A 24,872-nucleotide genomic window follows, 5' to 3' on the forward strand; every position below is an offset into this window, starting at 1 on the left:
CTGGAAATGGAAATGCTTTATAATTTATTTCAGGGATTTCAAATGCTATTTGTTGCATTTGGTGCACTTGTGCTTGTCCCCCTCCTTACTGGCCTAGATCCCAATGTTGCTCTATTTGGTGCTGGTGTCGGTACCCTACTCTTTCAATTAGTTACACGTCGTTCTGTTCCTATCTTCCTCGCTTCTTCCTTTGCTTTTATCGCTCCAATTATCTACGGAACCCAAACATGGGGGATCCCAGCTACAATGGGCGGCCTAATGGTTGCTGGTTTAGTTTATGTCGCTTTGGGCGCTGTAATTAAAGTAAGAGGTGTGGCTTTTATCCATAAATTACTGCCTCCAGTTGTCGTTGGTCCGGTTATTATGGTGATTGGTTTAGGATTAGCACCAACAGCAGTGAATATGGCACTAGGTAAAACAGGCGATGGCGCTTATCAACTTGTTGATGGTCAATTAGCAATGTGGATTGCTGCGGCTTCATTATTTACTACGATTGCCGTTAGTGTTTTTTCAAAAGGATTCTTTAAGCTTCTTCCAATTTTATCAGGCATCGTAGTTGGCTACTCTCTTAGCCTTATGTTTGGTGTTGTTGATTTTACCCCAGTTCATCAAGCCGCTTGGTTTGCACTACCTAACTTCACTTTCCCTGAGTTCAACATTAATGCGATTCTGTTTATGATCCCAGTTGCAATCGCACCTGCTGTTGAACACGTTGGCGACATGCTTGCAATTTCAAACGTGACAGGAAAAGATTACCTTAAAAAACCAGGGCTGCACCGCACCATCACAGGCGACGGTATTGCAACAATGGCCGCTTCTTTCATTGGTGCACCACCAAATACAACATACAGTGAAGTGACCGGTGCTGTAATGCTTACTAAAGCTTTTAACCCGGTAATCATGACATGGGCTGCTGTGTGTGCCATTGTTCTTGCGTTAGTAGGTAAATTAGGTGCAATACTACAAACCATTCCAGTTCCGGTAATGGGCGGTATTATGATTTTATTATTTGGTTCTATTGCGACAGTAGGTCTAAATACGTTGATTAAAAACCAAGTTGACTTGCATAAGGCTCGTAACCTTACGATTGTTGGCGTAACGCTTGTTTTCGGTATTGGTGGTATGGCGGTAGGTATTGGTGACTTTAACCTTCAAGGTGTAAGTCTTTGCGGTATCGTTGCTATTACTCTGAATTTAATTCTTCCAAATGACTTAGGTGAAAGCCACGTTGTTGATAATGCACAAATGGAAGAAGATAAATAGATTAAGGGTCTAGGGTCTAGGGTCTAGGGTCTAGGGTCTAGGGTCTAGGGTCTAGATAATAAAAAAGCTTGATGATTAACACATCAAGCTTTTTTTTAATTCTTCTTTCTGGTTTCTAAACTAAATTATTTAGTACCAAAGATCTTATCACCAGCATCGCCTAGACCAGGTACGATGTAACCTTTGTCATTTAGCTTCTCATCAATAGCTGCTGTGTAAAGCTCTACATCTGGGTGCGCTTTTTCTAATGCTTCAATACCTTCTGGAGCAGCAACAAGCACAAGAACTTTAAAGTGCTTACAACCTTTCTCTTTAAGAAGATCCAGAGTTGCAATCATAGAACCGCCAGTAGCTAGCATTGGGTCAACAACAAGAGCAATACGCTCATCGATGTTAGAAGCCAATTTGTTGAAGTATGGTACAGGTTCTAGTGTTTCTTCGTCACGGTAAATACCAACAACACTGATACGTGCGCTTGGGATATGCTCAAGAACACCATCCATCATACCAAGACCAGCACGAAGAATTGGAACAACAGTTACTTTTTTACCTTTAATTTGGTCAACTTCAACAGGGCCATTCCAGCCGTTGATAGTTACTTTTTCTGTTTCAAAATCTGATGTTGCTTCATAAGTAAGTAGGCTACCTACTTCCGTTGCTAATTCACGAAAACGTTTAGTACTGATCTCGCCTTCGCGCATTAAACCAATTTTATGTTTTATTAGCGGGTGTTTTACTTCAACAACTTTCATTTCTGACTCCAGATACATTAATCAAACCTTCTAATTATACATACTTTTTCATTAAAAAATTAAGTTATATGAAAATAATTCACTAGCATTGAAATCGTTTACCGAGTTTATTATTTTTTATTACAAAAATTATGCAAAATTCCTTACGCAAACGTTTCCCTTTTTACATTGTGCTGTTAGAATGGCGCGGATTTTTGAAATCCAACCTATGGCGAGGACACCTCCGTGAGCGACAACAAAACTTCTCTTAGCTACAAAGATGCTGGCGTAGACATTGATGCTGGTAATGCACTTGTTGATCGAATTAAAGGCGTAGTGAAACGCACTCGTCGTCCAGAAGTAATGGGCGGCATTGGTGGTTTTGGTGCGTTATGTGAACTTCCGACGAAATACAAGCAACCACTTTTAGTTTCAGGTACCGATGGCGTAGGTACAAAACTTCGTCTAGCACTCGATTTAAATAAGCACGATACTATTGGTATTGACTTAGTTGCTATGTGTGTAAATGACCTAATTGTTCAAGGTGCTGAGCCACTTTTCTTCCTTGATTACTATGCAACAGGCAAACTTGATGTTGATGTTGCTGCTGAAGTAGTTACAGGCATTGGTGAAGGCTGTATTCAAGCCGGTTGTGCATTGATTGGTGGTGAAACCGCTGAAATGCCAGGTATGTATGAAGGCGAAGATTACGATGTTGCTGGCTTCTGTGTTGGTGTTGTAGAAAAAGAAGACGTTATTGACGGAACTAAAGTTGCCGCTGGTGACGCTCTTATCGCTGTAGGTTCAAGTGGCCCACACTCAAACGGTTACTCATTAATTCGTAAGATCCTTGAAGTATCAAATGCTGATCTTAACGAAGAACTAAATGGCAAAACTATTGCTGCTCACCTAATTGAGCCAACGAAAATCTATATTAAATCAGCGCTTAAGATGATTGCTGAGCATGATATTCATGCTATCTCACACATCACAGGCGGTGGTTTCTGGGAAAATATTCCACGCGTTTTACCACAAGGTACAAAAGCTGTCGTAGATGGTAACAGCTGGGAATGGCCTGCTATTTTCAACTGGTTACAAGAGAAAGGTAACGTTGATACCTACGAAATGTACCGCACTTTCAACTGTGGTGTAGGTCTTGTTGTTGCACTTCCAAAAGAGCAAGCTGAACAAGCCGTTGCTTTATTAAATGCTGAAGGTGAAAACGCTTGGGTTATTGGCGAAATTGCAGCAGCAGAGCAAGGCGAAGAACAAGTAGAGATCCGTTAATCGTTCTTTAAACTTTGACTTAGTTCATAAAGAAAAAATAAAAGGTGATCATTTAATCGATCACCTTTTTTATAGCTATTATTTATGTTCGAATAGTTCTCATTACAAATTAAAAAGATAGGTATGATGAAGAATATTGTTGTTTTAGTTTCAGGCAATGGCAGCAACTTACAAGCCTTTATTGATGCTTGTGGCAATAAAATCCCTAATGCACGTATCGCTGCTGTTATTTCTAACAAAAGTGACGCTTACGGATTACAGAGAGCCATTGATGCTGATATTAATGTGCATTCTTTAAATGCCAAAGCATATGACAGTCGTGAGCTATATGATGACGCTCTAGCTACTCTAATCGACCTTCACAAACCCGATGTCATTATCCTTGCTGGATTTATGCGAATTTTAAGTGAAGCATTTGTCACTCGATACCAAGGAAAAATGCTCAATATCCATCCTTCTCTTTTGCCAAAATACACGGGATTACATACTCATCAACGTGCTATTGATGCTGGAGATAAAGAACATGGAACAAGTGTGCATTTTGTCACTCCAGAATTAGATGGTGGACCTGTTATCCTCCAAGCTAAAGTTCCTATCTTTGAACATGATAATGCAGAAGATGTAGCATCTCGTGTACAAGCCCAAGAACATGTCATTTACCCTATGGTAGCGAATTGGTTGGTAGAAGAAAGATTAACCATGGTCGATGGGAAAGCGATTCTTGATGGTATCGAATTAGGTCTATCCGGTTTAGAAACGGAATAGATGCAAAAAAGCCGCTTTAATAACTAAGCGGCTTTTTAAGTTCTATGTATGTCTCGTCCTGAAATGTGTTTACACATTTAGGACTTTTATATGACAAATCAAGAAAAAACAAAGAATAAGCGAACTCAACGCGATTATTCATTAGGCTTTAAATTGCAGCTTGTTGCCGCTATAGAAAAAGGCGATATGACCTATAAGCAAGCTCAAAACATTTATGGCATTCAAGGTCGATCTACCGTACTTACTTGGTTAAGAAAACACGGTAAGATGGACTGGTCTCAATCACCTAAGATTATTATGCCTAAATCCCCGAAAGCGAAAGAATCGCCTGCACAAAAAATTAAACGTTTAGAGCGAGAGCTTGATGATGAAAGAATGCGTAATTTATTACTTAATGAAGTAGTGAATATCATGGACGCAGAACATGGTGCAGGCCTTAGAAAAAAGTATATTGCCAAGGAGCAAGAAGTCTTCAAAAGCAGAAAATGATCAGCTTAGAGCGAGCTAGTCAGCTACTTGGCATTACAAGACAATGTATATACCAACAAGAACGTAGAGCTCTGAAACGTGCCGTTGAACTTTCACCGGTTAAAAATATGGTGCAAGAAATTCGTCGATATATGCCTCGTATTGGAGGTAAAAAATTATATTTTTTACTTAAGCCCAAATTCATCACTCATGGCATAAAGTTAGGCAGAGATAACTTTTTTTCCTATTTAAGAAATGAGTGCTTATTAGTAAAACCTAAACGAAGTTATACAAAAACTACCTATAGTAAGCATTGGATGAAAAAACATCCTAATTTACTTAAAGAAGTAACACCTCAAGCATCTGAAGAGGTTTTTGTTAGTGATATCACTTACGTTCAATCACAAAAAGGTATTCATTATTTATCTTTAGTAACAGATGCTTATAGTCGAAAGATAATGGGATATGAATTAAGTGATGAAATGAAAGCTACTGATGTAGTCAAAGCTCTTGATATGGCGATAGATAGCCGTCAATATCAAAGGAGTACGATTCATCATTCAGACCGAGGATTACAGTATTGTTCAAAGGTTTATCAGGAAAAATTGAATAAAAATGATATTAAGCCATCAATGACGGATGGTTATGATTGCTATCAAAATGCATTAGCAGAGCGAATAAATGGGATACTTAAACAAGAGTTTCTTTTGTATGACTGTAAAGATTTAGAGGAGTTAAGGCATTTAGTTGAAGAATCTATTTTTATTTATAATGAAATGCGGCCACATTTAAGCTTGGGAATGAGTACACCAAATCAAGTACACAAAAAAGCCAAGTGCGTACGCACTTAGCTTTCAATTAAAAATCGTCAACGTATTTTAGGACGAGACAGTACTTTTAATGCTAAAGAGCACTATTTACTGGACATTCAGATGGAGGTGGTGCCATGTCAGGAACCGTATCGTGGTTTCCTGCACTCAGCTCTCCAAAATGAAACAACGCGTACTCACCGACTTTCATTTTACGCCACTCTTCATTATCCGTCAGAGGTTGCGTAGCTATAATCGAAACAACATCGTTTGGGGTTGTCTCTTTATGAAAATCAATCGTTACGTCTTCATCAATTAAGGAGGCTTGACCAAAAGGTGCTCTTCGAGTTATCCAATGCAAATTATTTGAACAGTAAGTCATCACATACTCACCATCACTTAATAGCATATTGAATACCCCTAAGCTTCTTAAATGATCACTACACTCAGAAACAAACTCAAACATCAGCATCATATCTTGAGGTGGTTCAGGATACTTATCTTCTAATTGATTTAATAACCAACAAAAAGCGCGTTCACTGTCTGTCTCACCAACAGGCCGAAAACGTCCTGTAGATAATTGGTCAAACCCCGTTAGTTGACCATTGTGAGCAAACGTCCAATACTTCCCCCATAACTCACGAGTAAAAGGGTGTGTATTTTCAAGGTTTACATCACCTCGATTCGCTTGCCTAATGTGACTGACTACCGCTTTGCTTTTTATTGGGTAATCTTGAACAAGTTCAGCTATTTTTGAATGACAACTTGGCGTAGGGTCTTTAAATGTACGAAATCCTTTCCCTTCATAAAAAGTAATTCCCCAACCGTCACGGTGTGGTCCTGTATTACCACCACGCTGAACTAATCCTTTAAAACTAAAACAAATATCTGTTGGTACATTAGCACTCATTCCGAGCAGTTCACACATACTTGCGTTACTCCTTTATGCGCAAAATAGCCCATCTCAACATATGAATATCAAGATAGGCTGCAAGATGGATTATGCTTCCATCTCTTTTTCAATCAGTTGAATCACAATATGGATAATTTTAATGTGAATCTCTTGAATACGGTCAGCGTAGCCAAAATGTGGTACACGGATTTCAACATCCGCAAGGCCCGCCATTTTACCGCCATCTTTACCCGTTAATGCAATTGTTTTCATGCCTTTTTCTTTTGCCGCTTCAATGGCTTTAATAATATTGCCTGAGTTACCTGATGTAGATAAACCAAACAATACATCGCCTTTTGAACCAACCGCTTGTGTATAACGAGAAAATACATGGTCATAGCCAAAGTCGTTACTTACACAAGATAAATGGCTAGGATCTGAAATCGCAATGCCAGGGTATCCTGGGCGATTTTCACGGTAGCGGCCTGTTAACTCTTCAGCAAAGTGCATTGCATCACAGTGTGAACCACCATTACCACAAGACAGTACTTTACCACCTTGTTTAAATGAATCAGCAATCGTTTTAGCAGCTAGCTCAATTTGAGCAATGTTTTTATCATCAGCTAAAAAGTCATTCAGTACTTGAGCGGCTTCTGTTAATTCAGAACGGATCAGATCTTGATAAGACATAGGATACTCTCTTTTATTATTTTCCCTAATTGGGGCTAATCTCAGTGTACCTATCCCCTTTTATCTTTAAAAGAGATTCACTCTATATTTCTTCTCTCTTCTCCAAAAATATCACTCTTTCCCCTGCAAAAAAGCAGATATCACTCACTGAAAAATGAATATTGTTTATTAATTACTCAACCTAGATCACTTTTTAACCACGAGCATTATTTACTTTTCATTAACATTAGAGCTACACTTAATTTAACTGGTTAGACCTCTTACCTAAATAATAAATTTACGACATGTAATCGTAATACCTCTGTTCCTACAAACAGAGCAGCGCCGGAAAAGGAGAATCACATGGCCCTGACACTATTAGCAACAGTAATTGCACTTGCTGCATTAAGCTATCATCGACAATCTTTGAAAACCTCAACCTTGGTTATTGCAGGTATTCTTGCCATTAGCTCTGGGTTAGGTTACGCAGGTTTTATTTCTTGGGCTGTCTTTTTACTGGTCTCAGTTCCACTAAATATTCCTTCAATTCGACAATCTCTATTCAGTAATAAAGCACTTTCTCTATTCAAAGGCGTTATGCCAGAGATGTCACAAACCGAAAAAGATGCGATTGAAGCCGGTACAGTTTGGTGGGAAGCCGAATTATTTAAAGGTAACCCTGATTGGAAATTTCTTCATGGTATTCCTAAAAATACGCTATCAGATGAAGAACAAGCTTTTATGGATGGTCCAGTAACAGAGGTCTGCCGCATGGTTAATGACTATGAAGTCACCCATGAGCTTGCCGATCTTCCACCAGAAGTATGGCAATACCTAAAAGATCATAAATTCTTCGCTATGATCATTAAAAAGAAATACGGTGGATTAGAGTTTTCTGCCTACGCTCAGTCTTGCGTACTTCAAAAATTAACCAGCGTATCTGGTGTGCTCTCTATCACTGTAGGTGTTCCTAATTCATTAGGTCCTGGTGAGTTATTACAGCATTACGGTACAGAAGAACAAAAAAACTATTATTTACCTCGTCTAGCTGAAGGTAAAGAGATCCCATGTTTTGCACTAACAAGCCCTGAAGCAGGTTCTGATGCTGGTTCGATCCCTGACTATGGTGTTGTGACTAAAGGCATGTGGGAAGGTGAAGAAGTCGTAGGTATGCGTATTACTTGGAACAAGCGCTATATCACACTAGCCCCTGTCGCTACCGTTTTAGGTTTAGCTTTCAAACTTCAAGATCCAGATGGTTTACTTGGTGATAAAAAAGATCTTGGTATTACTTGTGCTCTTATCCCGACGGATTTAGATGGCGTTAAGATTGGCCGTCGTCATTTCCCATTAAACGTACCATTCCAAAATGGTCCAACTCAAGGTAACGATCTATTTGTTCCGCTGGATTACATTATTGGTGGAGAAAAAATGGCAGGACATGGCTGGCGTATGCTGGTGGAATGCTTGTCAGTTGGTCGTGGTATTACACTGCCATCTAATGCCACAGGTGGAGCGAAAACAGCAGCACTTGCAACAGGAGCTTACGCTCGCATTCGTCGTCAATTTAAGCTTCCTATTGGTAAAATGGAAGGTATTGAAGAACCATTAGCACGTATGGCAGGTAATGCTTATATGATGGACGCTGCGAGTAACTTAACCGTTGCAGGTATTGTTCAAGGCGAAAAACCATCGGTTATCTCTGCAATTGTGAAATACCACTGTACACATCGAGCTCAGCGTGTCGCTATTGACGGAATGGATATTTCTGGTGGTAAAGGGATTTGTTTAGGTAATTCCAACTTCTTAGCTCGAGGCTATCAAGGTTCACCGATCGCTGTCACGGTTGAGGGAGCAAACATTCTCACTCGTTCAATGATCATTTATGGCCAAGGGGCTATTCGTTGTCACCCTTATGTTCTTGCTGAAATGGATGCCGCTTATCTCGATGATAAAAAAGCATCATTAGAACAATTCGATTCCGCAGTCTTTGGACATATTGGTTTTGGTATCAGTAATTTCGTTCGCAGTTTCTGGCTTGGCTTAACGGATGGTTATGGTTCTAAAACACCATTTAATGATGAAACCAAACGTTATTATCAACAAGTGAACCGATACAGTACAAACCTTGCTTTATTATCTGATATCTCAATGGCTGTACTAGGAGGAAGTTTAAAACGCCGTGAGCGTATGTCAGCACGTCTTGGTGATGTATTAAGCCAACTTTATTTAACTACATCAACATTAAAACGTTTTGATGATGATGGTCGTCAAAAAGAAGATTTAGCTCTGGTTCATTGGAGTGTTCAAGACTCTCTGCATCAAGCAGAACAAGCGATTGATGGATTACTGTCTAACTTTCCAAATCGATTTGTTGCTGGTGCGATGCGCTTTATTCTATTACCAACCGGACTTCGTCGTCAGAAACCAAGCGACAAACTTGACCATAAATTAGCGCGTATTCTTCAAGAACCGTCAGGCGTTCGTAGTAGAATTGGTCGAGGGTTATTCTTGGAAGCAAGTCGCTTTAACCCTGTAGGAAAAATGGAAGAAGCATTAATTGATATTTTAACTGCTGAACCAATTTATGACCGCGTATGTAAAGAGTCTAAGCAACGTTTACCATTTATGCAGCTTGATCGCGTGGCGAAAGTTGGATTAGAACTCAATATAATTTCTGACAAAGAAGCGCTGTTATTACGTAAAGCAGAGAAAAGTCGATTAGCAACCATCAACGTTGATGACTTTGACCCAAGCGAACTTATCGTAAAACCACAAAACCACAGTGTTGAGCACAGTAAAATTGCATAACCCTTAAAATCAAAAAAGGCCAGAGTAACTAACATTACTCTGGCCTTTTTCATAATGTCTCCATCTTATTAAGGTAAAGACATTACTAATTTTAAATAAATTATTTCTTCAAGTGATAAGCAATCAATCGTTTTATTGCATGAACCTAATTCTTGAGCAGCTACTGTTAGCTGTTTTTGTTCATGACGATGTGCTTCTAGCGCTTGCTTAAATGCAGCTTCTAACTTCGACTTACATGTAATCAAAACATACCTCACTTAATTGAAGCGAGGAGTATAAATAAGCCACACTGATAATTCAAATTTTATAAAAAAGCAAACGTTAACTTTGGGCTAAATGTAACAAAACACTACAAAAGAAGAAATAATAATGAGAAAAACCGCAAAAACTGCGGTTTTAATCTTAACTAACGTGATTTTATACTTTTGGCGGCGGTGGCATAGATAACTTTTCTGCTTTTGGCGCTGCATCTTTTACCGCTTTTGTTACCTTTATTTTTTTCCAAGCTAAAATGCCGGTAAAAATAAGCAATATAATCAACAAATTACCAGCAACAACATAAATCCAGAACCACTTACGAGCCTCTGCTCGCTCTTCTATTATTCTTTGCTGCTCTTCGAGCTTTTTCTTCTCAGCGGCTGCTTTTAGTCTCGCTTCATGTGCTGCTTTTAAATCAATCGGTTCAGTAACACCATAATTATGAGTTCCTAAATTAAATTGCAATGGTCTATCTGTTGCCATATCCGTTGCATACACCCATCCAAACCATGAGTTTTTACCCGGTAAATAACTATTTGGTAAATCAAAATACAATTTAGTTTCGTCTTTTTCTGACTGAGCTTGAGTAATCGTTACTCTTTCTTTTGGATCAACTTGTTCAATATGAGCCGCAAGTGAACCTGCTTTTATTGCGCCAGCTTCCGTATCTATAGTCATGGTATGTTTACGGTTTTCATTACGTGCTTGCGTAAAGCTTGCACGAATAGGCGCTGGGTATACCAATACATCTTGCTCAACGGTTCTTAAGAAAACACCATTACGAGATTGAATGCGAACCCAATATTTTCCTGGTTTAATATTAACTGGTAAGTTAACCGTAAACACACCATCACCAGCAACTTCATCCAACCCTTCACCATCATCCTCAAACGTTCCTAGAACTTCAGGTAGTGGACGCGCTTCTTTTACTAGCTCCTTTTCATTGGTAAGATAAGGCGTAAACGTCACATTTAATTTAATACGATTTAAAAAATCTCTTAAAACTAATGGCTTTCCATCTTGCTCTAAACGTGCAGTAAACTTGAGCGTTTCAGATTGGTACAATTTCTTTGGTAAGGTATCAACGCTTAACGTTAAGTTAGATAAAATCTTCACTTTATTTTCAGGAGTGATCTTACCTATTGCTTGCCATGGCCCAGGCATTGGATTTTCAATGGAAATAATATCCATGCCATTTTCTTCATACCAAGCAACATTCTTAGGATGTTCCCAAGCGTAATATTTGGTGCCATCAGGGCGAACAAGTGTGACAGCTTGAGATGCTTTCTCACGATAAACTAAAAAAGAAACTTGTTTAATCGTAGGATCAACACGAAAACGGTTATCCAACCAAGACATCTCCGTACTTTTCGCCCAAGAAACCATTGGGACAAAAAGTGCAATTATCAATAACCGCCACATACTCAAACTCCTAACTACGCCACAAACAGGCATCACCAACAATATCCAAACGCTTTTCATGCGCTTCTAATTCATCGGCCGTTGCACGTAAAACCTTTAATCCTTTTCTACCTGAATTCAGTCTTTTAATGGTTTCTTCGTCTGAATCAGATGAATTATCTCCAGATGAAAAGCTCAAACTTGTCTGCCCACCAGTCATTAACAGGTAAACATCAGCTAGGATCTCGGCATCGAGCAAGGCACCGTGGAGAGTACGGTGTGAATTATCAATACCATAGCGTTCACACAAGACATCTAGGTTATTACGTTTACCTGGAAATATCTTTTTCGCCATGGCCAAGGTATCGGTAATTTTACAATACTGATCCGTGGTACCAATTAACTTATTGAGTTTACTGAATTCATAATCCATAAAGCCAACATCGAAGGGCGCGTTATGAGCAACTAACTCAGCCCCTTTAATGAACTCAAGGAATTCATCATGGATGTCTTTATACTCAGGCTTATCATATAGGAATTCGTCAGTAATACCGTGAACATCAATCGCCTCTAAATCGATCAATCGATCTGGCTTAATGTACACGTGGAAGTGATTACCGGTTAATTTACGATTAATAATCTCTACGGCACCGATCTCAACGATACGGTGACCTTCATAAACAGGACCACCGGAGAAGTTCATACCAGTGGTTTCTGTATCGAGAACTATAATTCGATTCGAAGAATTGTTGCTAGCATTCATAGGTTCATTTGTGTCAGACTATTTCTAAATTCCTCTAATGATAACAGAGATAATGAAACAGGTTGAAATTTTCACAGATGGTTCTTGTTTAGGTAACCCAGGTCCAGGCGGTTATGGCATAGTAATGCGCTATAAAGGGACAGAAAAAACATTTTCAGAAGGGTTTAATAAAACCACTAACAACCGTATGGAAATGCTAGCAGCAGTGGTAGCTCTACGTAACCTAAAGGAACCATGCTCTGTCATACTCACCACAGACAGTCAGTATGTTCGTCAAGGCATCACTCAATGGATCCACGGTTGGAAAAAAAGAGATTGGAAAAAAGCGGATAAAAAGCCAGTCGTCAATGCCGATCTTTGGAAACAGTTAGATGCTGAATCTGAGCGCCACAAAATTGATTGGCGCTGGGTAAAAGGTCACGCAGGTCATCGTGAAAACGAAATGTGTGATGAATTAGCGAGAACCGCCGCCGAAAACCCGACTCAAGATGATACGGGTTATCCTGGTTAATCAGGTTTCATTTTTCCTTGACGGGTTTGAGCAACAGAAATAGGAGCCAACTTTGGCTTCTTTTTCCAAGCCGATTTTATTGGTCTTAATGGATACGTTCGTTTTCTCGCAACAATAAAATAAATACCACTAATCGGCTTAACAGCATCCCCACCAAGCCCTTCAAACCATGTCCACATTGTTCGGTAACGAGTCAATGGAGCTAAAGCAAAACAATCACTGTACACCACTTCAAAATTCAATACGCTCAACCAATCTTTAATTCGGTGAGGCGTAAACATACGTCCACTCCAAGGTAAATTATTTTTACGCCATGGAAATAAGCTTGCAAGCCCAATAGCACTCATTGGATTAAACCCCGTTAAAATAACGTAGCCATCACCAATAAGCACTCGATCTATTTCTCTGAGTAATTGATGAGGGTCTGATGAATAATCTAACTGATGAGCGAGAACACAAGCATCAATACTTTTCTCAAGAAACGGTAATTGAGGCAATTCTGCAGTAATATTTCTTAGCGAATTTTTGTTATCTAGGTTAACTTGGTGTTTAATATTACAAAAGCGACTATCTAACTCAGCACTCAGTCCACCAATTTTGAGCATATGGTAACCGAACAGTTTGGGGCACCATTCATCCAAACGTGATTGAATAAGCTCACAAATCCACTCACCATGAGGGATATCCTCCCATGAATGTGGTTTTTCAATTTTTTTATCAAGCAGTGCTGGCTTAATCAAGATCGTTACCTATACCATCGAATAATAAAAAGTTTGGAGAAATGTGAATGCTATCAGTAAAAAGCATACCTGCATTTAATGATAATTACATTTGGTTAATTCACAACAATGACAATCATTGTGTTGTTGTCGATCCCGGTGATGCTACCCCTGTTTTAGAGTGCATTAAAGAACATGACTTTATTTTAGATGCAATTTTAATTACACACCACCACCATGATCATATCGGTGGCGTTCCTGAGTTGGTAAGACAATTCCCTAACGTCAATGTTGTAGGTCCTGAAAATGAACCTATTCCAACCTTAACTCACCCCGTTGGAGATGGCGATTTTGTTGAGTTATTTGATGAGCAATTCATGGTTTTAGGTGTCCCAGGGCATACCAATGGCCATGTAGCTTATGTTGGCGATGAAAAACTTTTCTGTGGTGATGCTCTTTTCTCTGCGGGTTGCGGTCGATTATTCGAAGGCACGGCGGAACAAATGTTTAACTCATTACAAAAAATGGCAGCATTGCCTGATGAAACTGAAGTCTACTGTGCACATGAATACACGGCATCAAACTTGGCATTTGCACTCGCCGTTGAGCCAGATAATGATTACCTATTACGTTATAGAGAAAAAGTTCTTCATCTACGAGCTCATGGTAAATCGACGATTCCATCGACTCTACAACGAGAAAAACTCATTAATCCTTTTTTAAGAACAAGTGAAGCGAATGTAAAGAAATCGGTAGCAAGTAAAGTGCAAGATAGTACCGAGGTTGAGATCTTTACCGCATTAAGAAGATGGAAGGACGAGTTTTAAGTATGAAACTTGTTTGATGTGTGGTTGCAAAGTATTATTCGCCTCCAAATAAAAATATTAATACGATTAAACACACTGAAGGCAATACATAATGAAACTGAAATTCCATTGGATTGGACTCGCATTATTAGCAGGCTGTCAAACGGCACCAACACCTGAAAATACACAGCCTGATACTAACTCAGCAATCACCACGCCTTCAAAAACAGAGCCGAAAGCAGCAGAAGTTAAACCTGTTGAAAAACCGGCTCCTACCCCTCAAGAGCAAGAAGATGTTTGGCAACGTATTGCTATGCAACTTGAAATGCCAATCCCAGATAATGAATCGGTTGATTACTATCGTAATTGGTATATCAAACATCCAAGCCACCTTCGTACTGTTGCAAAGCGTGCAAAACCATTCTTATATATGATCACGGTTGAAATTGAAAAGCGTGGTTTGCCTATGGAATTAGTTTTACTTCCTGTAGTAGAAAGTGCATTTGACCCGTTCGCCTACTCTCATGGTAGCGCTGCAGGTTTATGGCAATTTGTTCCAGGCACAGCTGATCGATTTAAACTAGAGCGAAACTGGTGGTATGACGGACGCCGTGATGTACCTGCAGCAACAACCGCTGCCTTAGATTACATGGAATATTTCGACAGTCGCTTTGATGGTAATTGGCAACATTCAATTGCCTCATACAACAGTGGCGCTGGCCGTGTGTCTCGTTCAATTAAAAAGAACCAAAGATTAGGTAAGCCAACTGACTTTTTCTCTTTAGATCTTCCAAAAGAGACCAGTGGTTATGTTCCAAAACTGCTTGCTTTAGCTGATGTGATTAAAAACCACGAAAAATATGGCGTTGAACTACCACCAATTCCTAACAAACCCGTTTTAGAAATGGTTGATCCTAAGCAGCAGTTAGATCTTGCCATTGCCGCAGAGTTTGCGGGTATTTCCATCACAGAATTACAAGGTTACAACCCAGCTTATAATCAATGGGCAACCTCTCCTGATGGCCCATACCACTTATTACTGCCAATCGAACATGTTGATCAATTTAATGCCAATTTGAAAAAGAACGCGAACAAAACAATGAAAGTGGTTCGCTATAAAGTTCAATCAGGCGATACCATCAGTCAATTAGCGGTTAAGCACAATACGACAACCAAGATCATTGAACAAACCAATGACTTAAATGGTGCAAACATTCGTGTTGGTCAATATCTATTGATCCCAACGGCTTCTAAAGGCAATAAAACGTATGCGTTAAGTGCCCCGCAACGCTTGAAAAAAACGCAAGCAAAAGCGAAAGGTAAATATAAGTTAACTCATAAAGTAAAAGACGGGGAAAGCCTGTGGAGTATTGCTCGTGATAACAGTATTTCTTACCGTGACCTTGCTAAATGGAACGGCATGGCTCCAAAAGATTCATTACGTGTAGGCCAGAACCTAGTAATTTGGAAAAACAATTCAGATGGCGCAATCATTCGAACTGTTCATTATCAAATCAGACAAGGTGATAACCTAAGCTCTATCGCACAGAAATTCAGTGTCGCTGTGACAGATATAATGAAATGGAATAACATCGAACGAGGCTCTTACATTAAGCCGGGACAAAAATTAAAACTTTACGTTGATGTTACTAAGGTAAACGTATGACACCATCTTCAAATCCATTGATTTTATTAGTCGATATATTTCGATCGCCTGCGGACTGTTTTGCTGCGCTATACGAGCGTGGCAAATGGGCATGGCTGCCTTATATTCTATTAATCTTCGCCCCATTTATGTTTTGGGGAACCTATTTCGATTTAGTGAATTTCGACTGGGTAACCGCTAACTTGAGCACTCAAATAGAGAGTATTGGTGGTCAAGTTCAGCCTGAATGGTTAACAAAAGAGATATTATTAGCAGGCGAAGTAATCAATGATGTAACAGGCCGAACCGCTTCGATTTTATTGCTTGCTTTATGGTTTAAGTTAGCAACAAAACAAAGCCAATATCAGCACGGTTATTTTAAGTGGGTTGCGGCAAGTACTATTGTGATGTTTCCAGCTCTAGTTGGTGATATCGCAAGCTATGCCAGTTTATTACTTAATCATGCGAACATAATGCCTTATGCTGCTGACTTAAATAGTTTGAATGGGCTAATGAAGTTACCAATGACAGATCATTGGTCAGCTTACGCTAGCTCTTTCCCACTATTAATGCCTTGGTATATTGCTTTAAGCTATGCGGCTCTTGGGGCATGGACTGATTTAGATCGTTCTAAATCACTTATTATTGCCATCCTTCCTTGGATAACTTGTTTTACATTATGGGGCTTTATTACTGCTTTTTCAGGCTAAATATCGCTTGTAATGGATTATGATCAGAAGCGTGACTCTTTATCGAGCGCGCTTCTTTTATATCTAACCCTCGATAAAAAATATGATCTAACGCTAACCCTGTCATAAAGCGCATTCGCTCATCTGGCGAAAAAATCACTTCTTTCATATCCAATTCTTCAACTTGCTTTCTTAATGTCGCTAAACGAGCTTCACTCCACGTATTAAAATCACCAGCAATGATCATAGGACCACTATGACGACTCACTTCTTTAGACAAAGACGCTATCTGTTGCTGATAGTCTTCCGTTCCAATAGTGAAGTTAATTGCATGGATGTTAATCACCATTAATTCTTGCCCATTCGATAATGGGTATTCGGATAATAGTGCGGATTTTGGTAATCTTAACCATGGTTCAACAGCAGTATGAGCACACACTCTAAGTGCTTGTTCTTTAGCAAGACTTAATACCCCAGCACTGGTATCAAACACATCAAAAGCACGAACCAATTCTGCCGAATAACGTTTATTAACCACAAATTCTTTCAGCTCAGGGGTTAAACTCGCCTCTTGTAATAGCACTAAGTCAGTTTTATCCGACAATTCAATTAATGCTCTTTTCCATCCTTCATTTTGCTGCTTATATATGTTCCATACCAATACACTTAACTCTCCATTACGATCTAAAGGAGCTGAAGCGGGAAACGTCTCACAACCCGATTGATAAGTAGGCTGAGCAGATACTTGAGTTTGAGATAATTCAATAAACTCAGGAGATTTAGGCACTGTAAAGATTATGGCTTTTGCCACTAAAGCAGCGGTAACAACAAAAGCGATACCAGATAGAACAATCGTTTTCTTTTTCATAAACAAAAAAGGAGTGACTCATCACTCCTTCCTTCCATTAACACCAATACAATGACCGTATTTCAGCTCAATAATGAACAACAATCATCACATTAGTATGAGTATAAATTGATACTATTAAATAGCATCTTCGTCTTCTTCGCCTGTACGAATACGAATAACACGGCTAACATCAGTAACAAAGATCTTGCCATCGCCAATCTTACCCGTTTGTGCAGTTTCAATAATGGCATCAATACATTGATCAACCACATCATCACTCACCACGATTTCTAATTTCACTTTTGGTAAGAAATCGACCATGTATTCAGCACCACGATACAATTCTGTATGACCTTTTTGGCGACCAAATCCCTTTACTTCAGATACTGTCATACCTGTAATGCCAACATCAGCAAGGCTTTCACGCACATCATCTAATTTAAATGGTTTAATGATGGCTTCGATCTTTTTCATATTAGTCCCTTAACATCAATATTGAATATATGGTCATTATCGTTGAGAGGCCACAAACATTCAATAATAAAAAAGCACCGCATACCAGCAGTGCTTTAATTTATGATTTTGTTTTAAAATAATACCGTTAGTGAAATTGCTATTATTTCATCGTTGAGTAATACGCTGCTAAGTTTTCCATATCAGTATCACTTAACATCATAGACATTGGTTGCATAATGGCTGAGTTACCACCACTGCGCTCTTTATTTTTGTATGCTTTTAATGACGATACGATATATTGAGCATTCTGACCTTTCAGATTTGGATAACCCGGAATAACAGCAATTCCATTTGCTCCATGACATGATGCACAAATTGCTGATTTTGCTTTTCCTGCTGCAGCATCACCCGCTGCCAATGTCGGTGCTGAGGCCATTAATGCGATAACCGCTAATCCAATTATTTTTTTCATTCCATTGCTCCTTATAATTTTAAGTTATTGTGCCAAGCTCGTTTTGAATGTCTATTCTGATACAGGTTTATACCAAAGTAGCTCACATTCTTGCCCTGAAAATGCTTTGCAAACAAACAATCCAGCAACAGCAGCTAATTCATCGTTATAAAACACCATTGGTAATCGTGAGCGTTGCCAAGTAGGTACTTCATACTCTTGATACAGTTTTTTCATTTTACGGCTATGTTGACGTTTCTCGGGATGTGGCGCCAAACCAATAACATTAAAACGCACCTCTACTTTTTCATTAAGTAACGGTGCTCTTAATTGCAAAATACCACCCTTCTCATGATGACTAAACTTAGCTCTCAGCTCTAGCTCACCAAGATTATCTGGTAGTGCAATTTTTCCTTCTAACGTCTTTTTCCACAAAGACACATCTTGGTATTTAGGCACACAATAAATATAACCTTGATAACGTCGTATTTGTACAATTCCCAACTCTAAACAAGGATTTGCATCTTGTTGAGCCATAGCAACCTCATTCCATAAAATATGAAGTTGAGTTTGACTAGGGAGTGGGATAGCAAACAATTTCAGCCATAGTCGCAATAACATATTACGAGATGCTAGTGATTCTGGTTCAATCTGTTTAATCGATAGACCTTGAAATTCATTTTGAAACAGCTGCAATTTAGGTTGCAATAATTCAACCAACAACGCTTCTTGCTCCGCACATAATTGAGCACTTCGAGAAACAGCAGAAGCAAAACTTGGCCAACGTTGAGATAACACTGGCGTGATCTCATGGCGTAAGAAATTACGATCAAATCGAGTATCTTGATTACTTTCATCTTCAACCCAAGTTAACTGATGCTGTTGAGCATACTCTGTAATGTGCTGACGAGAGGTAAATAATAACGGTCGGCATTTATACCCAGTTTTAAGCGGGATAATTGAAGGCATAGAAGAGAGCCCAGCAGGACCACTGCCACGCTTAAGCGCTAAGAAAAACGTTTCAACTTGATCGTCTTGGTGTTGACCCGTAAGCAATAAACTATTGGCTCGCATATGTTTTTCTAACACATGATAACGAGCTTTTCTTGCCACCTCTTCCAAGCTCTCTTGCGGACTTACTTTTAAGTTGACTCGCTCGATATAAAGCGGAATATCTAACTCTTCACAATAAGAGGCACAACTCACTTCCCAATCGCTAGCATGTTTACTTAATCCATGATTAACATGAACAGCCATGCATTCCAATTGCTTTTCCTTCGCGTACATTCCAGCTAAACGCAATAACACCATTGAATCAACGCCACCACTTAATGCGACAATTAGATGTGGTTTTTTAACGGAATAAGATGTTATTTGCTGAGAAAAATGAGAATAAAGCATATCAATTAAACCTAAGGTTTCTTCCAATAAAAAAGCGAGCACTCAGGCTCGCTTTCACTTTACTCTATCTTATTGGATTACGCGACTACTGTGCGCGAATCAATAAATGCTATCAGCAGTAACCATAGCTCATTAAGCGTTGGTAACGACGCTCAAGCAGAGCTTCATTATCAAATGCATCAAGCTCTTTTAACTGCTCAAGCAGACGCTGTTTAATGTTCTCAGCAGTCGCTTTATGATCACGATGTGCGCCACCTAAAGGCTCATCAATAATCGTATCAATCAGCTCAAGTTCTTTTAGGCGAGGAGCAACAAGACCCATGGCTTCTGCAGCTTGTGGCGCCTTATCTGAATCACGCCATAAGATTGAAGCACAACCTTCTGGAGAAATTACTGAATACGTTGAGTATTGAAGCATGTTTACGTAATCACCAACACCGATAGCTAGTGCACCACCAGAACCACCTTCACCAACAACGTTACAGATAACTGGAACACTTAGTTCAGACATAATTTTTAGGTTCATAGCGATAGCTTCTGATTGGCCACGCTCTTCTGCACCAACGCCAGGGTAAGCACCAGCTGTATCAATAAATGTAATTACTGGCATATTAAAACGCTCAGCCATTTGCATTAAACGTTTCGCTTTACGGTAACCTTCCGGTTTTGGCATACCGAAATTACGTATTACTTTTTCTTTTGTGCCACGACCTTTTTGATGACCAATAACCATTACTGGGCGACCATCTAAACGAGCAATACCGCCAACTAACGCTTTATCATCAGCAAAAGCACGATCGCCTGCTAATTCATCAAACTCAGTAAACATATGCTCAATGTAATCAAGAACGTAAGGACGCTCTGGGTGACGAGCAAGTTGAGCAACTTCCCATGCACCTAAATCACTAAATGTTTTCTTTTTAAGCTCAAGGCATTTATCTTCTAATTGCTTTATCTCTTTTTCTAGATCAAGCGCATTTTCATCGCCACGACGAGAGATCTCACGTAACGCTTCTACTTTCGCTTCTAGTTCAGCAATTGGTTTTTCAAATTCAAGAAAATTCAGGCTCATCAAAGAATCCTTGTTAGTTTAAGAACACTCAAATTAGTGTTCTTCAATAATCTAGTTAAATTCAAGCTCGACTTGTTGTTCGCCAAGCAACGACTTTAAATCATCCATCAGTTGGTCGGTTGGCGTTACTCGCCATTCTGTCCCTAAGACCAACTTCACTCGAGCATCAGCTCGTTGATAATATACGTTGACCGGAACGGTCCCTGCCCGGTTAGGCTCTAGTATTTGACTAAAGCGCTCAAAAAATTGGTTATTAATTTGAGATTCGGTTACCGATACGGATAACCCACGTGCGTATTTTTCGCGCGCATCGCCCAATGACATCACTTCACGGGCAGACATTTTAAGCCCACCATTGAAATCATCAAAGCTGACCTGTCCAGAAACAAGGACTATTTTATCAGTTTCTAGTAAATCTGCGTATCGATCAAGCGCATCTGAGAACAACATCACTTCCATTCGGCCAGATCTGTCGTCTAAAGTCATTAAACCAATACGAGTCCCACGTTTAGTGGTCATTACTCTAGCAGCTATTACTAAGCCTGCAACTGTTACCGTTTGATCGCGTCGAGTTACGTGAGCATCGTTCAAACGCCATGTCGTATATCGAGACAACTCTTTAATATACGCATTAACAGGGTGTCCAGTTAAGTAAAGCCCTAATGTTTCTCTTTCCCCCTCTAGCCACACTTTCTCTGGCCATTTAGGAACGTGAATATACGCTTGTTCTACTTCTTCAGGTGCTTGAGTTAATACACCAAACATATCAGATTGACCAAAAGACTCCGCTTGATGGTGTTGACCAGCGGCTTTCATCGCATCATCCAATGATGCCATTAATGCAGCTCGGTGTGGTCCTAGTCTATCTAATGCACCAGCACGGATCAGTTTTTCAACTACACGTTTATTGGTTTTCTTAGTATCGATACGAGCACAGAAATCAAATAAGTCTTTAAAGTGACCACCTTTGTTTCTTGCTTCAATAATATTCTCAATTGGGCCTTCACCAACCCCTTTAATCGCACCGATGCCGTAAACAATCGCACCTTTTTCATTAACATTAAAACGATACAAACCAGAGTTAACATCCGGTGGTAACACGGTTAACTTCATACGGAAACATTCATCAACAAGACCAATAATCTTATCAGTATTGTCCATATCTGCCGTCATTACCGCCGCCATAAACTCAGCTGGATAATGTGTTTTTAACCATAATGTTTGATAAGAAACTAAAGCATAAGCCGCTGAGTGAGATTTGTTAAAACCATAACCTGCGAATTTTTCTACTAAGTCGAAGATTTTCATCGACAGCTCGCCATCTACACCGTTTTTCTCAGCACCTTCTTTAAAAGTACCACGCTGCTTGGCCATTTCTTCTGGTTTTTTCTTACCCATTGCACGACGAAGCATATCCGCTCCACCTAGCGTATAGCCTGCTAAGATTTGTGCAATCTGCATAACTTGTTCTTGATACAAGATAATGCCGTAAGTCGGTTCTAACGTCTCTTTTAACGATTCATGTTGCCATGTCGCATCAGGGTAAGATACTTCTTCTCGACCATGTTTACGGTCAATGAAGTTATCTACCATGCCTGATTGAAGCGGACCCGGACGGAAAAGAGCTACTAGTGCGATGATGTCTTCAAAACAGTCCGGTTGAAGACGTTTAATCAGATCTTTCATACCACGAGATTCTAATTGGAATACCGCAGTAGTTTCTGAATTTTGTAATAAATTAAATGAGGCTTGATCATCTAAAGGTATCGATTCAATTCGAACTGGATCTTTACCTTCTTTTTCAAGACGAGGGTTAACTAACCCTAATGCCCAATCTATGATGGTTAATGTTCTTAACCCTAAGAAGTCAAACTTAACTAGACCAGCAGTTTCAACGTCATTCTTATCAAATTGAGTTACAGGGAAATGACCATCAGCATCGCAATACAAAGGCGCAAAGTCTGTGATTGTCGTTGGTGATATTACAACACCACCGGCGTGCTTACCTGCGTTTCGAGTACAACCTTCAAGAATACGGCACATGTCGATCAGAGCTTTTACTTCTTCATCTGCATTATACAGCTCTGGAAGTTGAGGTTCGGCTTCGAATGCTTTAGCAAGTGTCATTCCAGGATCAGATGGAACTAACTTCGAAATGCGGTCAACAAAGCCGTAAGGGTGTCCAAGCACTCGCCCTACATCACGAATTACCGCTTTTGCCGCCATGGTACCAAAGGTAATAATTTGAGATACCGCATCACGACCATACATTTCGGCTACGTGCTCAATAACCTGATCTCGTTTATCCATACAAAAGTCGATATCGAAATCGGGCATAGATACACGTTCTGGGTTCAAGAAACGTTCAAAAAGAAGATCATATTCAAGAGGATCAAGGTCTGTGATGTCTAGTGCATAAGCAACAAGAGAACCAGCACCTGAACCACGACCCGGACCTACAGGAATTGCATTATCTTTTGACCATTGAATGAACTCCATTACGATCAAGAAGTAACCTGGGAATCCCATTTGGTTGATTACATCGAGTTCAATCTGTAAACGCTCATCGTATTCAGGTCGACGTTCTAAACGTACTTTCTCATCAGGAAATAAAAACGCCAAACGTCTTTCTAAGCCTTCTTGAGATTTCTTAACGAGAAAGTCTTCAATTTTCATCCCTTCTGTAGGGAAATTAGGTAGGAAATACTCACCTAAGCGTACCGTTACATTACAACGCTTTGCTATTTCAACACTGTTCTCTAGTGCCTCTGGAATGTCTGAAAATAATTCACACATTTCCTCTTCAGAACGTAAGTATTGTTGATCACTGTATAATTTAGGTCGGCGAGGGTCTTCTAATGTAAAGCCATCATGAATCGCAACACGAATCTCATGAGCATCAAAATCATCGGCCTTTATAAAACGAACATCATTGGTTGCGACAACAGGTAAGTTTTCTTTTTCAGCTAATTCAACCGCAAAATGAAGATAACTCTCTTCATCTGCTCGACCTGTACGCGTTAACTCTAAATAATAATGTTCAGGGAAATGCGTTTGATAAAATTCAACACACTCATTAACGAGTTCTTTATTCCCTTTTAATAATGCTTTACCAACATCACCACTTTTACCACCAGAAAGCAGGATTAACCCTTCTTTATGATTAACCAACCACTCTTTGTCCATTACCGGAGTGTGCTGAACATGGCCACGTTGATAGGCTTCAGAGATCAATAACGTCAGGTTTTTATATCCTTCGTTATCTTTTGCAAGTACCGTTAAATTAAATAATTCATTACCAAACTCTTGGGATTGAACTTTAAAGTCCGCACCAATAATCGGTTTGATTCCCGCTCCATGAGCAGCAAAATAATACTTAACTAAACCACATAAATTGGTAAAGTCAGTCAATGCCATCGCAGGCATTCCAAGCTCACCGACTTTTTTTACCAATGGCGGAACTTTAGATAAGCCATCCACCATTGAGAAGTCACTATGAACTCTTAAATGTACGAATTTAGGTTCAGACATTATTCAATCCCTAAAACGCGTTTTACGGGTTTAAAACTTCGACGATGTTCAGAAATAACACCGTGCTCTTCAATTGCTTCGAAGTGTGCCTTAGTTGGGTAGCCTTTGTGCTTCGCAAAACCATATTGAGGATAAGCTTTATCTAGCTCCTCCATCTCTCTATCACGTGTAACCTTTGCAATAATGGATGCAGCGCTGATCTCTTGAACGCGTAAATCCCCTTTCACTACCGCAAGTCCTGCCATTGGTAATTCGGGTACTTTATTACCATCAATCAATGCAAAATCAGGGGTAATATTAAGACCAGCAATCGCTCTTTGCATAGCAACCATCGTCGCTTGAAGAATATTTAATTCATCAATTTCATGCGCTTCACAACGACCTAATGACCACGCTAGTGCTTTTTCTTGAATTTCAGGAAATAACAACTCACGCTTTTTATCTGTTAATTTTTTAGAATCGGTTAACCCTTCAATCGGGTTATTAGGATCCAAAATAACCGCAGCGGTAACAACGGCTCCGACTAAAGGGCCACGACCAACTTCATCAACTCCAGCGAAAAGTTGATATCCTTCTGGATACTCAAACGGCGGTAATTCTTTTGATTCTGTTTTTTTTGTCATC

General features: G+C 39.6%; 23 protein-coding genes. 9 read left to right on the plus strand and 14 right to left on the minus strand.

Going from position 1 to position 24,872, the window contains the following annotated elements; all coding sequences use genetic code 11:
- Positions 1-42: 42 nt before the first annotated feature.
- Positions 43-1,263 carry a uracil-xanthine permease family protein gene (locus tag AVFI_RS10250; RefSeq protein ID WP_012534143.1) on the plus strand — a complete coding sequence of 407 codons (1,221 nt, stop codon included), beginning with the start codon at positions 43-45 and terminating at the stop codon, positions 1,261-1,263.
- A gap of 125 nt (positions 1,264-1,388) precedes the next feature.
- On the opposite strand, the gene upp is transcribed toward AVFI_RS10250, so the two are convergent.
- The gene (gene upp, locus AVFI_RS10255; RefSeq protein WP_005420493.1) at positions 1,389-2,015 is read right to left on the minus strand and encodes a uracil phosphoribosyltransferase; all 627 of its coding nucleotides are present in this window, start codon (positions 2,013-2,015) and stop codon (positions 1,389-1,391) included.
- A gap of 225 nt (positions 2,016-2,240) precedes the next feature.
- Here upp and purM point away from each other — a divergent pair, with 225 nt between their 5' ends.
- The 3 genes from purM to AVFI_RS10270 all read left to right on the plus strand — a co-directional run bounded on the left by purM (position 2,241) and on the right by AVFI_RS10270 (position 5,365).
- Positions 2,241-3,281: a phosphoribosylformylglycinamidine cyclo-ligase gene (gene purM / locus AVFI_RS10260; protein ID WP_005420494.1), complete on the plus strand. Its 1,041-nt coding sequence runs from the start codon at positions 2,241-2,243 to the stop codon at positions 3,279-3,281.
- Positions 3,282-3,407: 126 nt separating this feature from the next.
- Positions 3,408-4,046 carry a phosphoribosylglycinamide formyltransferase gene (purN, locus tag AVFI_RS10265; protein WP_188863482.1) on the plus strand — a complete coding sequence of 213 codons (639 nt, stop codon included), beginning with the start codon at positions 3,408-3,410 and terminating at the stop codon, positions 4,044-4,046.
- 90 nt (positions 4,047-4,136) lie between these two features.
- Positions 4,137-5,365, plus strand: a protein-coding gene (locus AVFI_RS10270; RefSeq protein WP_408580437.1) for an IS3 family transposase whose coding sequence is annotated in 2 segments (ribosomal slippage) — positions 4,137-4,500 and positions 4,500-5,365 — 1,230 coding nt in all. Because the reading frame shifts where the segments join, the coding sequence is not laid out codon by codon here.
- A 52-nt stretch (positions 5,366-5,417) separates the two neighbouring features.
- On the opposite strand, the gene AVFI_RS10275 is transcribed toward AVFI_RS10270, so the two are convergent.
- Positions 5,418-6,251, minus strand: coding sequence for a class II glutamine amidotransferase (locus AVFI_RS10275; protein ID WP_011262409.1), 834 nt, complete (start codon positions 6,249-6,251; stop codon positions 5,418-5,420).
- Between the two features lie 72 nt (positions 6,252-6,323).
- A complete protein-coding gene (gene lpcA, locus AVFI_RS10280; protein WP_005420499.1) occupies positions 6,324-6,905 on the minus strand; it encodes a D-sedoheptulose 7-phosphate isomerase in 582 nt (193 codons plus the stop codon).
- A 342-nt stretch (positions 6,906-7,247) separates the two neighbouring features.
- Here lpcA and fadE point away from each other — a divergent pair, with 342 nt between their 5' ends.
- Entirely contained in the window at positions 7,248-9,695 is a 2,448-nt protein-coding gene (gene fadE, locus AVFI_RS10285; RefSeq protein ID WP_005420500.1) for an acyl-CoA dehydrogenase FadE, read from the plus strand.
- Positions 9,696-9,763: 68 nt separating this feature from the next.
- Here the strand turns inward: fadE and AVFI_RS10290 are convergent, their stop codons facing one another.
- The 3 genes from AVFI_RS10290 to dnaQ form a co-directional block, all read right to left on the minus strand.
- Positions 9,764-9,940: a hypothetical protein gene (locus AVFI_RS10290; RefSeq protein WP_005420501.1), complete on the minus strand. Its 177-nt coding sequence runs from the start codon at positions 9,938-9,940 to the stop codon at positions 9,764-9,766.
- 172 nt (positions 9,941-10,112) lie between these two features.
- Positions 10,113-11,375 (minus strand): TIGR03503 family protein, encoded by a 1,263-nt coding sequence (locus AVFI_RS10295; protein WP_188863561.1) that lies wholly within the window; start codon positions 11,373-11,375, stop codon positions 10,113-10,115.
- A 10-nt stretch (positions 11,376-11,385) separates the two neighbouring features.
- Positions 11,386-12,117 carry a DNA polymerase III subunit epsilon gene (dnaQ, locus tag AVFI_RS10300; RefSeq protein WP_041941370.1) on the minus strand — a complete coding sequence of 244 codons (732 nt, stop codon included), beginning with the start codon at positions 12,115-12,117 and terminating at the stop codon, positions 11,386-11,388.
- 37 nt (positions 12,118-12,154) lie between these two features.
- Between dnaQ and rnhA the strand changes: the two genes are divergently transcribed.
- Positions 12,155-12,628: a ribonuclease HI gene (rnhA, locus tag AVFI_RS10305; RefSeq protein ID WP_081248912.1), complete on the plus strand. Its 474-nt coding sequence runs from the start codon at positions 12,155-12,157 to the stop codon at positions 12,626-12,628.
- Here the strand turns inward: rnhA and AVFI_RS10310 are convergent.
- Entirely contained in the window at positions 12,625-13,365 is a 741-nt protein-coding gene (locus AVFI_RS10310) for a methyltransferase domain-containing protein (RefSeq protein ID WP_170618920.1), read from the minus strand. The two genes, rnhA and AVFI_RS10310, sit on opposite strands and share 4 nt — an antisense overlap.
- A gap of 50 nt (positions 13,366-13,415) precedes the next feature.
- Between AVFI_RS10310 and gloB the strand changes: the two genes are divergently transcribed.
- The 3 genes from gloB to AVFI_RS10325 all read left to right on the plus strand — a co-directional run bounded on the left by gloB (position 13,416) and on the right by AVFI_RS10325 (position 16,508).
- A complete protein-coding gene (gloB, locus tag AVFI_RS10315) occupies positions 13,416-14,174 on the plus strand; it encodes a hydroxyacylglutathione hydrolase (protein ID WP_065597980.1) in 759 nt (252 codons plus the stop codon).
- Between the two features lie 91 nt (positions 14,175-14,265).
- Positions 14,266-15,819, plus strand: a complete 1,554-nt coding sequence (locus tag AVFI_RS10320) for a lytic transglycosylase (protein WP_017019006.1) — start codon at positions 14,266-14,268, stop codon at positions 15,817-15,819.
- On the plus strand, positions 15,816-16,508 hold the full coding sequence (locus tag AVFI_RS10325) for a YIP1 family protein (RefSeq protein WP_054775629.1): 693 nt from the start codon (positions 15,816-15,818) through the stop codon (positions 16,506-16,508). Before AVFI_RS10320 ends, AVFI_RS10325 begins: the two co-directional genes overlap by 4 nt.
- Here the strand turns inward: AVFI_RS10325 and AVFI_RS10330 are convergent.
- From AVFI_RS10330 to rnhB, 7 genes are all read right to left on the minus strand, one after another.
- Complete coding sequence (locus AVFI_RS10330; protein WP_041941371.1) at positions 16,489-17,355, minus strand: endonuclease/exonuclease/phosphatase family protein; 867 nt, start codon at positions 17,353-17,355, stop codon at positions 16,489-16,491. The genes AVFI_RS10325 and AVFI_RS10330 overlap by 20 nt on opposite strands.
- A 117-nt stretch (positions 17,356-17,472) precedes the next feature.
- A complete protein-coding gene (gene glnB, locus AVFI_RS10335) occupies positions 17,473-17,811 on the minus strand; it encodes a nitrogen regulatory protein P-II (RefSeq protein ID WP_005420517.1) in 339 nt (112 codons plus the stop codon).
- A 142-nt stretch (positions 17,812-17,953) separates the two neighbouring features.
- Positions 17,954-18,265: a c-type cytochrome gene (locus tag AVFI_RS10340; RefSeq protein ID WP_005420520.1), complete on the minus strand. Its 312-nt coding sequence runs from the start codon at positions 18,263-18,265 to the stop codon at positions 17,954-17,956.
- A gap of 51 nt (positions 18,266-18,316) precedes the next feature.
- Positions 18,317-19,687, minus strand: coding sequence for a tRNA lysidine(34) synthetase TilS (tilS, locus tag AVFI_RS10345; RefSeq protein WP_188863562.1), 1,371 nt, complete (start codon positions 19,685-19,687; stop codon positions 18,317-18,319).
- 70 nt (positions 19,688-19,757) lie between these two features.
- Positions 19,758-20,717: an acetyl-CoA carboxylase carboxyl transferase subunit alpha gene (gene accA / locus AVFI_RS10350; RefSeq protein WP_005420529.1), complete on the minus strand. Its 960-nt coding sequence runs from the start codon at positions 20,715-20,717 to the stop codon at positions 19,758-19,760.
- A gap of 51 nt (positions 20,718-20,768) precedes the next feature.
- Complete coding sequence (gene dnaE, locus AVFI_RS10355; protein ID WP_199414897.1) at positions 20,769-24,248, minus strand: DNA polymerase III subunit alpha; 3,480 nt, start codon at positions 24,246-24,248, stop codon at positions 20,769-20,771.
- Positions 24,248-24,871, minus strand: a complete 624-nt coding sequence (rnhB, locus tag AVFI_RS10360) for a ribonuclease HII (RefSeq protein ID WP_005420535.1) — start codon at positions 24,869-24,871, stop codon at positions 24,248-24,250. The genes dnaE and rnhB overlap by 1 nt, the downstream gene beginning before the upstream one ends.
- Position 24,872 lies beyond the last annotated feature (1 nt).

Source organism: Aliivibrio fischeri ATCC 7744 = JCM 18803 = DSM 507 (genome assembly GCF_023983475.1).
Classification (GTDB): domain Bacteria; phylum Pseudomonadota; class Gammaproteobacteria; order Enterobacterales; family Vibrionaceae; genus Aliivibrio; species Aliivibrio fischeri.